We start from the raw sequence: 15,128 nt of genomic DNA on the forward strand, positions 1-15,128 counted from the left end.
GGTGTTCTAACGAGGGGACTTAGCTGCCGTGGGGTGGGCGGAGCGTGCTTGAACGGTGCGTAATGACCGTAGGTACCAGTTCCAGGGATTCGTGTGGTCCTTGGTTCTCGGCTTCGAGGAGGTCGCAAATAATCTTCACCGCCCGGCGGGAAACTTCTGCCGGACGGAGGTCAATGGTGGAAAGTGGAATGGGCTGGAGTTCAGCCAGTGTGGGGGAGGCGCTGCCAATGACGGAGACATCCACCCCCGGAGTCAGGCCGCGGTTGTTCAACACCCGACGGAGTACGTCCTGGACAGTCCCGTCCGGTGCAATGAACGCCGGAACGCCGGGGGTTTCGGCCAGAGCCTTGTCAACAGAGGTGGCGATGACATCGCGGTCGGTGCCGCCCGGCAGATGCAGTACACGGACTGCGGCATCTTGGGCCGCCTTGTCGGTGCCGGACATGAAGCGTTCTACGTAATTTACGTGGCGCTCCACCACCTCCGGTTGCCAACCGATGACAGAAATGACACGGTGTCCGGCCGCTGCCAGATCTTGGACGCATTGTTCCCCGGCCATTTCAAAGTCCGCATCGATGCAGACCAAGCCGGAGGGGTCGTGCGGGATCCCGATCAGCACCACAGGTACGTTAAGGCTGCGAACCACGGGGAGGCGCTCGTCATCCCCTTCAACCTGCATGAGGATCAGGCCATCGCAGATCTGTTGGCCCACCACGCGTTTCAGCCCTGGTGCGCCTTCGTCCTCCGTGACCAGGAGAATGTCGTGATCGTAGAGTCTGGCGGTGTTGGCGATCACCGACACGAACTCCATGATCGAGGCCATGTGCAGTTCAGGTATGAAGGGGATCACCAGGCCGATGACCCGGGTCTTGCGGCTGGCAAGGGCACGAGCGCCAGCATTGGGTTGATACGTCAACTGCTGAATAGCGTCTTCAACCTTTTTGCGGGTCTTCTCGGAGATCGGCCGCTTGCCACTCAATACGTAGGAGACCGTGCTTTGAGCCACTCCGGCGGCCAGGGCGACGTCCTTGCTGGTGGGCATGGCCTGACCTCCTTGTGCTCTCTGCTGAACGGTTCCGATGGTTTGTCGATACGTATCGTCGATGCGCATCGAGAATGAGTATGACATGGGTCACTCAGCCTCCGCAAGACCTCGATCCCAAACTTTGTGCTTAGCTGGCTCCTATGGATGGGACGACTTCAGCTCACCAGGGCGTCCACTGGGACGGCGCCGTCAACGCGTGGCCGATCGCCGGGGACGTGTACCGGATGGGGCGCCACGAATGGGTCACGGAAGCCGGTTGGCAGCAGATGTACGACGACGGCGTCCGCACCGTCATCGATCTCCGCGCCTCGCGCGAGCGACGGCAACGCGACACCGATCCCGAGGTGCCGGACGACGTGAAGGCGCGCATCGACGTCGTACATTGCCCAACGGAAGATCCGGACCATAGGAACTTCAGCGAGCTTTTCGGCCCCTACCTCAAGGACCCCGCGCAGTACGGTGATTATCTTGAGCTGTTCGCCGACAAGATCGCGGCGGTCTTCAAAGCCATTGCGGCGTCGCCCGGCAAGGTGGTGGTTCACTGCTCGGCGGGAAGGGACCGTAGCGGCGTGATCGCTTTGATCCTGCAGCGATTGGCGGGAGTTGGTGATGAGCAGATCGTGCACGGATACGAGCTCGCCGCGCGGGGAATCAATGAGCGCCACCGCACCCACGGGGCGCCGCACGCACATGACCCTTATCTGTCCGATAGTGCTCTTGAGGCCATCTTGACCGAGCGGCGGGCGAGTCTGCGGGCGTTTCTTGCGTCGCTGGACGCGCCCAGGTTCCTGGCAGCCAACGGTGTTTCCAGTGCGGAGTTGACTGCGCTCCGGGCCAAACTCGGGGCCGCCAGCGCTGCTAAAATACAGAGTTGACTAATCTCTGACATGGATGGATCCGCATGACTTCCGGCGCCCGCGTCACCATCGTGACCCGAACCAAGAACCGACCCATCTTCCTGGCACGGGCTTTGGACGACATCTTTGCCCAGACGTTCCAAGACTTCGAACTGGTGATTGTCAACGACGGTGGAAACCCGGCCGACGTCGAACACCTCACCTCCCAGCGGTCCGAAGCCGAGCGGTCCCGCATTACGACGCTTCACCACGCTGAATCAGCTGGCATGGAGGGGGCATCGAATGCTGGCCTCAAGGCCGGTTCCGGCGAGTTCGTGGTGATTCATGACGACGACGACTTCTGGGCCCCCGAGTTCCTGGCCCGCACAGTGGCTTACCTTGACGATCCCGCGCACGCTGCCGAAAGCGGTGTGATGGTGCGGACGGAGATCGTCATCGAGGAGCTTGTGGAGGACAAGATTGAGCCCATAAGCCGTGAGATCTTCTGGGCCGACATGCGGCAGATAACGCTGGCAGACATGCTCAAGATCAACCGCGCCGTCCCTATTTCTTTCCTGTACCGGCGCAATCTTCACGATCATGTGGGCTACTACAACGAGAACCTGCCGGTGGTGGGCGACTGGGAATTCCACCTCCGCGTGCTGAGCCATTCGCGTGTTGGATTCCTCGACGGCGAACCTCTCGCCTTCTGGTCGCAGCGGCCGGAATCCGCTGGGCACCACAGCAACAGCGTCTTCGCGAAGGTTGCTGAGCATGCACAGTATGACGCCTTGGTCCGCGATGATTATCTCCGCGACCAAGCAGCGCAGGGTGGACTCGGCACCATGCTTTACCTGACGCGCGTGCTTTCTGAGCAAGAGGAACTCATCGTTGCCCAGCAGCGACGCCTGGACGAGTCCGCAGCCAAGCTCGACCACATCCTGGAACGCCTGGAGGCGCTGAACCAGACCGTGGTTGTGCGGACAAGCGTGGGGGAGTTCATGAAGAAGCCCATGCTCTTGGTGCGGAAGCTGCTCAGGCGGGGTTAGCTGGCCCCGTGAAGCGTTCTCTCACTTCACAAAAATGAGGCGTTTAGAATAATTGGCTTTCTCCATTAGGATCGCGAGGGGCCGCCATTTGCGGCCCCTTCGTTCGCATGAAATATGGGGGACCCATGAGGGGTTATTCTCGCGGCCGTTTTCGGCTCGCACTCACACTATTAGCAGCACTCATCCTGGGTACTCTGCCGGCCGGGATCGCATCCCCGGCGTTTGCAGCAGCCACGGGCAGTATCTCAGGAACGGTTACAGTGCCTGCGGGGCTGGACCCAACCAGGATCATGGTCACCTCCCTTGACGGGCCCAGCCTGGAAAATGTGTGGGCGGATGCTGACGGAAAATTCGTCTTTCCGGCCCTGGAAGCAGGCCAGTACACGCTGCAATTTGTGGAGACAGGGCACCCCACGCAGTTGCTTCCTACGTTCTATGGAAGCCCTGACCGGGAGAAGTCGACCGTTGTCGCAGTGGCCGCCGGCGCCGCGGTCAAAGGCATTAACCAGTCCATGACCATGGGAGGGACGATTGCCGGTAAGGTGACGGTCCCTGCTGGAGTAAATCCCACTTCTGTCACCGTCATGGCTGAGGGTCCCCGTGGCACCAATTCCACTTCTGTGAACGCTGACGGAACCTACCTGCTGAGTGCCCTTGCAACTGGCGGTTACAAGGTTTGGTTTGTCCATTTCGTGACGCCATCGCCGGTGTTGGCCACCTACTACCCCAACGCTTCCCGGGACGAGGCAACCCTGATTCCTGTCACGGAGGGTTACGGTGTGACTGGAATCAACCAAACATTGAAGCCGGCCGCCACCATTGCGGGAAAGATTGTCCTTCCGGCGGGGAGCTCCTACAACGGCGAAGCCACAGTCCAAACAGGACCAGACTTCACCAAGAATGAATTTGCCGGTTCAGCTTTCATCAACGCGGATGGGACCTACGCCATCGGCGGGCTTCCGGCTGGAACTTACAAGCTTCATTTCAGGACTTATGGCGGGCAGTGGGCCAGCATGTGGCATGGCGCGGCCGCCGGCGCAGGAGCCTCGCCTTCGATAACCGTCGCCGCAGCTCAACAGCTCACCGGCATTCAGGATTCCGCGGTTGCGGCGGCAACCATCTCCGGTTCAGTTGCTGGTGCGCCCGCTCCGGGCCCCACGATGAGTGGTCCGGGCATGAGCATCACTGCCATTGCCCAGGACGGCACCGTTGCAGCGTCAACGGTCATGGAAACCTCCCAGACCACCTATGCGCTGAAGAACCTGCTGCCGGGCACGTACAAGGTTCAGTTCAACCGGACCAAGGGATTCGTATCCAAATACGAGGCGCAGCTGTATAAGAACCTCCCGGAGTCCGGGGGCGCGGCTAATGCGACACCTGTGACTGTAGCTGCCGGACAGACTGTTTCCAGCGTCAACGCAACCGTTCGTTCGGGCGGAACCCTTACAGGGAAGGTCCTGGGATCTGCCGGAACTCCCCTGAACGGGGTGCGGGTCAACGTTTACACCAAGGACGAGTCACTTGTCACCCGTTTCGCCTATACCGCAGCAGACGGCACCTTCAACGTCACCGGCCTGACCACGGGACTCTACTTCGTGTCGGCTGAACCTGCGGGTGAGTCCGGTCCGATCTTCTCCGGCAACGTCCTCGCAGAGGCCAACGCCCGGTCCGTTTCCTCTTTCGTAGGCCAGAACACGGACCTTGGCACGCTGAGCTACGCGACTGCAACGCAGGGTACCCGGGGCTTTGACGATGTTCCCCTCGGCGCCCAGTTCCAGAATGAAATCCTCTGGTTGGCCAACGAAGGAATTTCCACTGGTTGGGAAGCCAACGGGTCCAGGTCTTTCCAGCCCCTGACCCCGGTGAACCGTGACGCCATGGCTGCGTTCATGTACAGGTTGTCGGGTGAGCCTGAGTTCACGCCTCCCGCTGTGTCACCCTTCGCTGACCTCCCCACGGACGCCAAGTTCTACAAGGAGATCACCTGGCTGGCAGACAAGGGCATCTCCACGGGCTGGGAAGAGGCTGACAAGACCAAGACTTACCGGCCTCTGCAGCCTGTGAACCGCGATGCGATGGCTGCCTTCATGTACCGTTTGGCTGAGCAACCCGGATTCACTGCACCGGCAACTTCGCCGTTCGTTGACGTTCCCGTCGGAGCCCAGTTCTACAAGGAGATCACTTGGCTCGCTGCCCAAGGCATCTCCACGGGTTGGACCGAAGCAGGTGGCAAGTCCTTCAAGCCGCTGCTGCCTGTGAACCGCGATGCGATGGCAGCATTCATGTTCAGGTTTGACGCAAAGTTCGGCGCCATCTAACCGAGTTGCCGGTCTCAAACCTGTACAAGTAAGGGTCGGTCTCCCACCAGGGAGGCCGGCCCTTCGTTGTGTTCCAGCCAAGCAGCAAAAATTCCTGCTGTACTCCACCGGGCATTCATGTACCCTGTATATATTACCGAACGGCCGGTCAGTAATGTTGGCTCCAGTCAGCAGGGACCGTGCCGATTTCACGTGCCTTGGAAGGACCCGTCGACGATGACCACTACCGCAGTCGCCCCGGAAACCACAGCCGTTGCAACCGTCCCCAGCTACGTTCAGGACGCCTGGTGGACGCCGGCACCCGACGCCAGGAAAGTCCCGGTCCGCGATGCCAGCACCGGAGAAGTCCTGGCCAACGTCAGCACCGACGGACTGGACCTCGCCGCCGTCGTGAATTACGGCCGCACCACCGGGCAAACTGAACTTGGGAAGCTGACGTTCCACCAACGTGCGCTCAAACTCAAAGAGCTGGCCATGTACCTCAACGGGCGCCGCGAAGAGTTGTACGAATCCTCTTCGCAGAGCGGTGCCACCAAGATCGACAACATGATCGATATCGATGGCGGCATCGGTGTGCTCTTCACGTTCGGCTCCAAGGGCCGCCGCGAGCTGCCCAACTCACAGGTTGTGGTGGACGGTCCCATGGAGACGTTGTCCAAGGACGGATCGTTCGTCGCCGAGCACATCTACACCCGCATTCCCGGCGTCGCAGTCCAGATCAACGCGTTCAACTTCCCGGTCTGGGGCATGCTGGAAAAGTTCGCGCCGGCTTTCCTCGCCGGCGTCCCCACCATCGTGAAGCCCGCTACGCCCACGGGCTACGTTGCCGCCGCGGCGGTTAAGGCAATCGTCGAGTCGGGTATTCTCCCGGCAGGCTCCCTTCAGCTGATCTCCGGTTCTGCCCGGACCATCCTTGATGAGCTCGACTACCGCGACCTCGTTTCCTTCACCGGCTCGGCGTCCACTGCCAACTCGCTCAAGGGCCACAAGAACGTGGTCCAGGGCGGCATTCGCTTCACCTCCGAGACCGACTCCCTCAACGCAGCCATCCTCGGCCCCGACGCCGTCCCCGGCACCCCGGAGTTCGACGCTTTCATCAAAGCGGTGGTCACCGAGATGACAGTCAAGGCCGGCCAAAAGTGCACCGCGATCCGCCGAGTTATCGTCCCGCAGGAGCTGACGTCCGACGTCGCTGCTGCCGTCGGTGCGCGAATCAACGAACGCGTCGTGGTTGGCGACCCGCGCGCCGATGGCGTCACCATGGGCGCGTTGGCGTCCCTGGAACAGCTCGACGACGTCCGTGCGGCGGTTCAATCATTGCTCGACGCCGGCGGTGAGCTTGCGTACGGATCTCTCGATTCGCCGTCGGTCACCTCCGTTGGCGGCGGCGTGGGCGTAGTGGAAGACGGTGCCTTCATGTCCCCGGTCCTCCTAAGCTGGGCAGACGCTGAAGCCGAAGAAGTTCACTCCCTCGAAGCTTTCGGGCCGGTGTCCTCGGTGATCGGGTACTCGGATCTTGCCGACGCCATCCGCCTTGCAGCCCGTGGCTCCGGCTCCTTGGTGGCATCGGTGTGCACCAACGATCCATCTGTTGCGCAGGAGTTGGTGCTCGGCATCGCTGCCCACCACGGCCGCGTTCACATGCTCAACCGTGAAGATGCGCGCTCGTCCACCGGCCACGGTTCCCCGGTCCCGCACCTGGTGCACGGCGGTCCCGGCCGCGCAGGTGGTGGCGAGGAATTGGGCGGCATCCGCTCCGTCCTGCACCACATGCAGCGCACAGCCATTCAGGGTTCCCCCAACATGCTGACCGCCGTCACGGGTCTTTGGCACACCGGCGCCGACCGTAACTTCAGCGTAGAAACCGAGGGGGAGCACCCGTTCCGGAAGCACCTCTCTACCCTCCGCATCGGCGACGCTGTTCGCTCGGACCTCCGCGAGGTCAAGCTTGAGGACATCACTGCCTTCGCGAACTCGACGGGCGACACGTTCTACGCACACACCAACCAGGAAGCCGCCGAGGCCAACCCGTTCTTCCCCGGTATTGTGGCCCACGGTTACTTGCTTTTGAGCTGGGCTGCCGGGCTCTTTGTTGAGCCAGCTCCGGGCCCCGTGCTGGCCAACTATGGCTTGGAGAACCTGCGCTTCATCACCCCTGTCGCAGCTGGTGACTCCATCCGGGTCACGCTCACGGCTAAGAAGATCACCCCTCGTGAGACCGACGAATACGGCGAGGTGGCCTGGGATGCCGTCCTGACCAACCAGAACGACGAGATCGTGGCCACCTACGACGTCCTCACCCTCGTGGAGAAATAGCCCTCTCGCAGATCCCTCGGGTTTGGGCGGGACCCTCTCGCAGATCCCTCGGGTTTGGGCGGGACCCTCTCTCACCTACGACGAAACGCCTTCCCACATTAAGCGGGAAGGCGTTTCGCGTTCTGGGCATCAATGGTCGGGAGGGGGTGTCCGACGGCGGATCCGGCTCTTAGACGGTCGGCCGGAAGCCCGAGGGATGTGAGAGTGCCCCTATGTTTTTCGTCAAGGGGTTGTGGGTGTCGGGGGTTTGTAGAGGGTGCCGTCGCGGAGCATTGCGTAGAGGGTGTCGCAGCGTCGTCGTGCGAGGGCGATGAGTGCTTGGTTGTGGCGTTTGCCTTCGGCTCGTTTGCGGTCGTAGTAGGCCCGTGAGAGTGGGTCTTTGAGGGCTGCGAAGGCTGAGAGGAACAGGGTTCGTTTGAGGACTTTGTTGCCTTTTCTGGAGGAGTGGTCCCCGCGGATGGAGGATCCGGATCGCCAGGTCACGGGGGCCAGTCCTGCGTAGGAGGCCAAGTGCCCGGCGGTGGGGAAGTCTTTCCCGGCGACTTCGGTGAGGATTCGTGCGGCGGTCCTGATGCCCACGGCCGGCAGGGACATCAGGACCGGGTGAAGAGGGTGGGCCTCCACGAGAGCTTCGACCTGGGTCAGGACCATGGTGCGGCTTTCATGGAGACCGGCCAGCATGGTGGCGAGTTGGGGCAGCACGATGGTCGCGGCGTTCGTGCCGACAACAATGACTGTTTGCTGGCCCAGGGCCTCGATGATCTCATCGGCCAGGCGTTCGCCCATCCGTGGCGCGAGTTTAGTGAGCCGGTTCCCAATCTTGCGCCGGCCGGCGTGGCGGAGCGCTTCGGGGGTGGGCCAAGTCCGCAGCAGATCATGGACTGCGGGGTGGTCCATGTAAGGTCCCAGCACCCTTTCCAGGGCGGGGTGGATCTGGGTGAGCAGCCCACGGATCCGGTTCGAGGTCGCCGTTGCCTGTTTGGCCAAGTCATCATCGAACCCGCAAAGCATGCTCAGTTCAGCGAGCTGCTCATCGGCTAACCGGACCGAGCGCAGTGTATGGGGCATCGTCCTGGCGGCCTCGGCAATGATGAACGCGTCCCGGGCATCGGTCTTCGCCTCTCCAGGATGCAGGTCCGCGATCCGGCGCATCGCCAGCCCAGGCAGGTACCCGACCAACACACCCGCGTCCTGGGCCACAGCCACCGGCAACGCCCCGATCGTCGCGGGCTGGTCAACGACCAACAGGACCCGCCCGTTCTGCGCTAACCCGGCGAGGATGTCCCGGATACCGGCTTCATCGTTCGGTAAACGCTTGTCCAGCAGCTTCTTCCCGGCCCGGTCCAAGGCAACAGCGTGATGGACGCCCTTGCCCACATCCAAGCCAACGAAAATCTCTGCAGCGTCATGGTCCTTGATCACCTTCGGCACCTCCAACTCAGCGGACTCATTTCCAGCTGGCCTGCCACGGTGTCAGGACCCGGCACCCACGTTACGCACGACGATCACACTGTCCTGCCCCTATCAGCGGTCTCCCGGCACCTACCAACCCCGGTGACAACACTCTCAAGATCATCGATCAACAGAGGGACTCAACCATGCCAGGATCAGCAGACCAGCACACCCATATCCTGCACCAGGAAACAGGCTACGAAAAAGGTAACGAGGGATGGCCGGAAGCCCGAGGGATGTGAGCGAGCGACCGAAAGAAGTGTCAGGCTGCCGTGTGGAGTCCTTCGAAGGCCATGGTGATGACGTCATCGGCGAGCTTCTCGGGGGAGAGCGAGCCACCGGGTTTGTACCACTCCACGATCGAGTTGATGGTGCCGAACAAAAGGCGCGTGACAGTGCGCGGATCAATGTCTTGGCGAAGGGAGCCGTCTTCCCGGGCAGCGGCAATCAGCTCGGCCACTTTGTGGTCGAAGGCGCGACGGCGTTCCAAGGCGTCACGCTCGATCTCAGTATTGCCGCGCAAGCGCAGCAGCAGGGTCACGAAGGGCAGCCGGTCCACCAGTACGGCAATGGTTTGCCGCAGCACGAACTCAAGCCGTGCATCGGCGGGCCCGGAAGTCGCAGACGGTTCTTCCAGGATGGCCTCGAGGCCACCCAACGCGTGGTCCAGGGCGAGCTTCAGGAGATCGCCCTTGGAGGGCACGTGGTGGTAGATGGCTGACTTTGAGATCCCGAGGTTCTCAGCCAGGATGCCCATGGACGTTGCGTCGTACCCGTGGCGGTTGAAGACGTCGACGGCGATGCGGAGCACCGACTGCTGGTCATAACCGGGCCGTCCGCGCTTGGTGGTGGTCTCAGTAGGCATGCTGGCATTTTCTCACGATCTGAACGGGGAAGGCGCTCAGCCCTTGGGGCGCATGTCGTAGATCCGGCGCAGCTTGCCGTTGGACCGCTCAAGGGAACCGGGCTCTACAACGTCAACCACGCAAGAGGACCCGACGTGAATCTTGATCTGCTCACGCAAGGTGTGTGCCGCCGTCGTGCCCGCCTCGGACGGGACGTTCTCCCGACGCTCAATCTTCACAGTCAGCGAGTCCATGCGCTTGCCCTCCGGGCGGGTGATTTCGAGCTGGAAGTGGGGGCTGAGTTCGGGAATTCGAAGCGCGATTTCCTCGATCTGTGACGGGAACAGGTTCACACCGCGGAGGATGATCATGTCGTCGCTGCGGCCGGTGATTCGGCCCATGCGGCGATGCGCAGGTCGTGCGGTGCCGGGGAGCAGGCGGGTGAGGTCCTTGGTGCGGTAGCGGATGATCGGCAACGCTTCCTTCGTCAACGACGTGAAAACGAGTTCGCCGGGTTCACCGTCGGCCAGGACCGTGGAGTGGTCAAAGGGGTCAATGATTTCGGGGCGGAAGTGGTCCTCCCAGATATGGCAGCCGTCCTGCGTTTCAACAGCTTCCCCGGCAACGCCTGGGCCCATGACTTCGGAGAGTCCGTAGATGTCCGAGGCCTTGATATTCATGGTGGTTTCGAGCTCGTGGCGCATCTCTTCAGTCCACGGTTCGGCACCCAGAACGGCGTACTTCAGTGAGGTGGATGTGGGGTCGATGCCTTGGTGTTGCATGGCATCGGCGATGGTGAGCAGGTAAGTTGGCGTGGCCAGGATGGCGTCCGGCTTGAAGTCCTGGATGAGCTGGATCTGGCGTTCGGTCTGGCCTCCGGAGATGGGGATGACGGTGCAGCCGAGTGCTTCAGCGCCTGCGTGTGCGCCGAGGCCGCCGGTGAACAGGCCGTATCCGTAGGCATTGTGGACCTTCATGCCGGGGCGGACGCCGGAGGCGCGGAAGGAGCGCGCCACGAGGGTTGCCCAGTTGGCGAGGTCGTTCTTGGTGTAGCCCACCACGGTGGGGCGGCCGGTGGTGCCGGAACTGGCATGGATGCGCGCTACCTGGTCCTGCGGCACGGCGAACATGCCGAACGGGTACTCCAGCCGGAGGTCTTCCTTGGTGGTGTAGGGGAACTTGCCGAGGTCGCTCAACTCGCGAAGATCCGTAGGGTGCACGCCGGCTTCGTCGAACTTGCGCTTGTACAGCGGCACGCGATCGTAGGCGTAGGCCACCGTGTGCTGGAGGCGGGTGAGCTGTAGGGCTTCCAGTTCGTCGCGGGAGATGGTTTCTTCACGGTCCAGCACGGGGGCACTGGCCTTGGAGGTGGTGGCGGGTGCGGCCACGGTGTTCTGGGTCATGGGGTTCCTACTTCTTGGAGATGGTGCGGCTGCGGCCACGGAACTCAGCAATGAGTTCGCCGGGCTCGATGCCGGAGGTGGCGTCGTCTGCGGGGGACGGGGCCGCCGCGTAGATCTGGATGTCGTACAGGCCGCTTCGGCCGGTGCTCGCGCGGCGGTTTGCGACGGCGGTGATGACCTGGCCTTGGAACGCCGGCTTGATGAAGTTGATGTCGACGCCGGACGCCACCGTGATGTTGGCGGCTTGCTTGGGCGTGGGGTTGGCCGGGTTGCAGGCCAGTGCGAATGCGGTGTCACCGAAGGCGAAGATCATTCCGCCGTGGGCCATGCCAAATCCGTTGAGCATTTCCTGGCGGAGGTGCATGCGGATGGTGGCATGGCCGTCGTCGAGCTTGAGGACCTCGATGCCCATCCATTCGGACGCGTAGTCGTTCGTCAGGATATGGTGCTGTGCACCGGAGAGGGTCGTTTCAACCATGCGTCATTGCCTCCAGCTTTATTTACCGAATGTTCATTAGGTAATCCCAGATCGCGCCACGTGTCAAGACTGGACCACTATTCGCCCGCGCCTAGTAGCCTCGGAAGCATGCCCGAAATTGAGCTTCCCATCATCACCGATCGACTCATCCTGCGGCGATTCGAGGCTGAGGACCTTGAACGGTTCCACGGTTACCAGTCGCTTCCCGAAACTGCCCGGTTCCTTCTGCGCAACGAGCTGACCAAAACCAAGTCAATGGAGGTCCTCGGCCGGTACGCGAACTTCGAGTTCAAGCATGAAGGCGATTGGGTTTGCCTGGCCATCGAGCGCCAGGATCAACCCGGTCTAATGGGCGAGGTAGTGCTGAAGTGGCTGGAGGGCACCGGGCAGGGTGAGCTCGGCTGGATCCTCCACCCCGAGGCGCGCGGCCACGGCATCGCAACTGAAGCCGCCGAGGCAGTGCTGAAGCTTGCTTTCGAGCAGTTGTCCTTCCACCGCGTCGACGCCAAGTTGGATGCCTTGAATGCCGGATCGGCCGGTATCTGTAAGCGCCTGGGCATGCGGCTTGAAGCAACCTTGGTGGATAACTGGCACTACAAAGGCCAGTGGGCCACCGAGAATATTTATGCCATTTTGGACTCGGAGTGGCGCACGCGGCACCATCCGTGGACGCGGACCATTAGCTGACGGGCCACGTCTTGTGGTGCTTAAGCTGTTCGGTCAGCTGCGCCTCCGGCAGCGGCCGGCTGAAGTAGTAACCCTGACCGCTGGTGCAACCGATGCTCAGCAGGTACTCGGCCTGTTCGGCGCTTTCCACGCCCTCCCACACAGCGGCCAATCCGCAGGCGCGGATCAGTTGCAGGACAGCAGCCAAGAGGGCGGGCTGGGAGGGGTCGCTGCCCAAGGCGGAAAGCAGCGTCCGGTCCACCTTGACGGTGTCAACGGGCAGCTGGCGCAGGTAGCTGATGGAGGAGTAGCCCGTGCCGAAATCGTCAATCTCCAATCCCACGCCAAGGCGGCGCAGGCTGTTGAGCGTGTAACGGTCCAGATCGTTGCCTTGGATGACGGCGCTCTCGGTCAGCTCCAGGACCAGGAGCGACGGGTCCAGGTCGACTGAAGCCAAGGCCTCGCGGACGTCTTCAATGAACTCCAGCCGCTGCAGGTCCGCCGCCGAAACGTTGATGCGCATGCTGAAGTTGTGGCCCGCCGTCAGGGGGTCGCTGCGCCATTGCTTCAACTGCTCGACGGCGGTGCGGAGCACCCAGCCGCCCAGATCGGAGATCATTCCCGTTTCCTCGGCGATGGGGATGAACTCGTCCGGCATGATGATTCCACGGGTGGGGTGGTTCCAGCGGACCAGTGCTTCCACACCTTCAATTTCGCGGGTGTCCAGCCTGATGATGGGCTGGTAATAGAGCACAAGCTGGGAACCGGCGATCGCCTCTTTGAGCTCGCCCACCAGTTGGTTCCGCATTTGCCGGGCATGCAGCATGTCAGGTGCGAACACCTTGAGCTTGCCGCGCCCGTCCGCCTTGGACTCGTACATGGCAATGTCCGCTTCCATCATGAGCTCTTCCGCCCGCTGGCCGGGTTCGGCCATCCGGAGGCCCATGCTGACCCCGCAATGGAGATGTTGTCCCTCAATCTCCATCACGCCCGCCACGGCAGCGAGGATTCGGCTGCCAATGGCGCTGGCCTCAGCAGGCGTCACCTCCGCAAGCAGCACAGCGAACTCGTCGCCGCCCATGCGGGCAACCATGTCCTGTTCGCGAACCGCCCCGCTGATACGGTTGGCGACTGTTTCCAGGACTTTGTCACCTATGGTGTGGCCGAGGGAATCGTTGATGGCCTTGAAACCGTCCATATCCAGCAGGAGGATCGCCGGGCGCTTGTTGCCTTGCCCACCGTTCGCTTGGGCTGCGCCCAAGGCGGTGGCGAATGCGGAGCGGTTGTTCAGGCCGGTCAAGGGATCGGTCATGGCCATCCGCTGCATCGCAAGGTGCGCTTGATTGAGCTGTTTTGTCCGGGCCTGCACCCTTTGCTCCAGCTCTTCATAGACGATCTGTAGATCTTCGGCCAGGAGGTTGGTGCCCATGATCACGGCGTCAATCTCATCGCGAGCTTCGGAGACTTCGATCCTGGTGTTCAGGTCGCCGGCCGCCAACCTGACGATGCCTTCCAGGAGCAGGCCCAAACGGGGATCGTTCGCGGAGTACATTTCTGCGTCGGACATGCTCACTCCCCGTGCGACCCGCCCCGGCGCCCGACACTTTGCCGCAGGTACTCGCGAACGGTTGCGCTGCGCTCCGGCAAGGCCGCTTGCTCGAAGAGCTTTGCTGCTTCTTCATAAGCGGCCAGGCCTTCTTCAGTTCGCTCGGATGCCAGCAAGGTCCGCGCGAAAAGAAAATGCGCTTCGGCGGACGTTTGCGTGGCCAGAATGGAGGAACGTGCGCAAAGCGGTTCAAGGATCGCCAGTGCTTCCTGCATGTCACCGATGAGGCAATTCCAATGGGCGCGGACCAAAGACATCTCCAAATGGTCCCGCTCGGATCCTCCCACAATGTCCGTAGCGAGCTCTGCCCTCTCAATGCAGCGAAGAGTGGCCGGATCGCCGAGTTTTGCCTGGAGGCGCATTTCCGCTGAGGCGCGGTTGAAGCGCGCCCACAAATCAACGTCCTTTGACGGTGAAAGCCTTTCGGCGGCCAGATCGTGATACCGACCCCCATCAGTAACGCGGTCCGCGAGGAAAGCAACGTTTCCGATCACCCAGTAGCCTTTGCCCGCGGTGTCTTCATCAACGTCATCGGTAATCAGGGTCTCCAAAACAAGGCATTCCCGCCAGGCATCATCCAGGAGCCGGCTCTCAGCCAAGGCCGCGATAAGGGCACGCTGGGCCAGGACCTGAACGTAGAGGAGATCGGGGTCCGTGGCGGCAAGTCTTGCGGCGTCGGCTGCCATGGCGGCGGCTTCGGCGAGCCGGCCAAGGCCTTGCAGCCCTATGGCCACCATTGTTCGTGCCTTGGCACCGAGCTCGGGGGAGGTAGCGGTCAGGCTGTGATCATTGAGGGCGGACGCCAGTGCCAGGTATTCTTCGATGCTTCCTTGATCGCGGAGGCACTCCGCCTGCAGGTAGCGCATGTTCCACCAGGCGAGGTCGTCGCCGGAGTCCAGGGCGAGTTCAGCAGCTTCTGCAGCCAGCCGGAAGGCCGCGTCAAAGTCCCGCACCTTCCATTTTGCGCGTGCATTGAGTCCGGCAACAAGGTGGGAGGCCAGGTGGGGACTTTGCATGTGCCCATTATCCATGTCATTGCGGAAGAAAAGCTCGTATAGTTTGCCCCGTGACTTTATTCAAGTCACAGACAACAAATTCGCATCAGTACGAAAGG

General features: G+C 61.9%; 11 protein-coding genes and 1 pseudogene. 5 read left to right on the forward strand and 7 right to left on the reverse strand.

All coding sequences use genetic code 11. The annotated features are described in order from the left end of the window. Positions 1-19 precede the first annotated feature (19 nt). Positions 20-1,042 (reverse strand): LacI family DNA-binding transcriptional regulator, encoded by a 1,023-nt coding sequence (locus tag AC0J5Z_RS06960; RefSeq protein WP_475038411.1) that lies wholly within the window; start codon positions 1,040-1,042, stop codon positions 20-22. Between the two features lie 143 nt (positions 1,043-1,185). On the opposite strand from AC0J5Z_RS06960, the gene AC0J5Z_RS06965 reads away from it, so the two are divergent. From AC0J5Z_RS06965 to paaZ, 4 genes are all read left to right on the forward strand, one after another. Further along, on the forward strand, positions 1,186-1,920 hold the full coding sequence (locus tag AC0J5Z_RS06965; protein ID WP_475038412.1) for a tyrosine-protein phosphatase: 735 nt from the start codon (positions 1,186-1,188) through the stop codon (positions 1,918-1,920). Positions 1,921-1,946: 26 nt separating this feature from the next. Continuing rightward, the gene (locus AC0J5Z_RS06970; protein WP_475038413.1) at positions 1,947-2,930 is read left to right on the forward strand and encodes a glycosyltransferase family 2 protein; all 984 of its coding nucleotides are present in this window, start codon (positions 1,947-1,949) and stop codon (positions 2,928-2,930) included. A gap of 125 nt (positions 2,931-3,055) precedes the next feature. Next, positions 3,056-5,248 carry an S-layer homology domain-containing protein gene (locus tag AC0J5Z_RS06975; protein ID WP_475038414.1) on the forward strand — a complete coding sequence of 731 codons (2,193 nt, stop codon included), beginning with the start codon at positions 3,056-3,058 and terminating at the stop codon, positions 5,246-5,248. Between the two features lie 216 nt (positions 5,249-5,464). Beyond that, positions 5,465-7,564: a phenylacetic acid degradation bifunctional protein PaaZ gene (paaZ, locus tag AC0J5Z_RS06980; RefSeq protein WP_475038415.1), complete on the forward strand. Its 2,100-nt coding sequence runs from the start codon at positions 5,465-5,467 to the stop codon at positions 7,562-7,564. A 222-nt stretch (positions 7,565-7,786) separates the two neighbouring features. Here the strand turns inward: paaZ and AC0J5Z_RS06985 are convergent. From AC0J5Z_RS06985 to AC0J5Z_RS07000, 4 genes and pseudogenes are all read right to left on the reverse strand, one after another. Beyond that, a pseudogene (locus AC0J5Z_RS06985) lies at positions 7,787-9,015 on the reverse strand (IS110 family RNA-guided transposase). 263 nt (positions 9,016-9,278) lie between these two features. Further along, a complete protein-coding gene (locus AC0J5Z_RS06990; protein WP_475038416.1) occupies positions 9,279-9,881 on the reverse strand; it encodes a TetR/AcrR family transcriptional regulator in 603 nt (200 codons plus the stop codon). Between the two features lie 36 nt (positions 9,882-9,917). Further along, complete coding sequence (gene paaK / locus AC0J5Z_RS06995; protein WP_475038417.1) at positions 9,918-11,264, reverse strand: phenylacetate--CoA ligase PaaK; 1,347 nt, start codon at positions 11,262-11,264, stop codon at positions 9,918-9,920. A gap of 7 nt (positions 11,265-11,271) precedes the next feature. Further along, complete coding sequence (locus AC0J5Z_RS07000; protein ID WP_475038418.1) at positions 11,272-11,742, reverse strand: hotdog fold thioesterase; 471 nt, start codon at positions 11,740-11,742, stop codon at positions 11,272-11,274. Positions 11,743-11,850: 108 nt separating this feature from the next. Between AC0J5Z_RS07000 and AC0J5Z_RS07005 the strand changes: the two genes are divergently transcribed. Beyond that, a complete protein-coding gene (locus AC0J5Z_RS07005; RefSeq protein ID WP_475038419.1) occupies positions 11,851-12,429 on the forward strand; it encodes a GNAT family N-acetyltransferase in 579 nt (192 codons plus the stop codon). Here AC0J5Z_RS07005 and AC0J5Z_RS07010 read toward each other — a convergent pair. Both AC0J5Z_RS07010 and AC0J5Z_RS07015 read right to left on the reverse strand, forming a co-directional pair. Continuing rightward, complete coding sequence (locus AC0J5Z_RS07010) at positions 12,422-13,975, reverse strand: putative bifunctional diguanylate cyclase/phosphodiesterase (protein WP_475038420.1); 1,554 nt, start codon at positions 13,973-13,975, stop codon at positions 12,422-12,424. The genes AC0J5Z_RS07005 and AC0J5Z_RS07010 overlap by 8 nt on opposite strands. A gap of 2 nt (positions 13,976-13,977) precedes the next feature. Continuing rightward, the gene (locus tag AC0J5Z_RS07015) at positions 13,978-15,030 is read right to left on the reverse strand and encodes a hypothetical protein (protein WP_475038421.1); all 1,053 of its coding nucleotides are present in this window, start codon (positions 15,028-15,030) and stop codon (positions 13,978-13,980) included. Between the last annotated feature and the right edge of the window lie 98 nt (positions 15,031-15,128).

The sequence above is a fragment of the Paenarthrobacter sp. TRD_SC_7 genome (genome assembly GCF_056156245.1).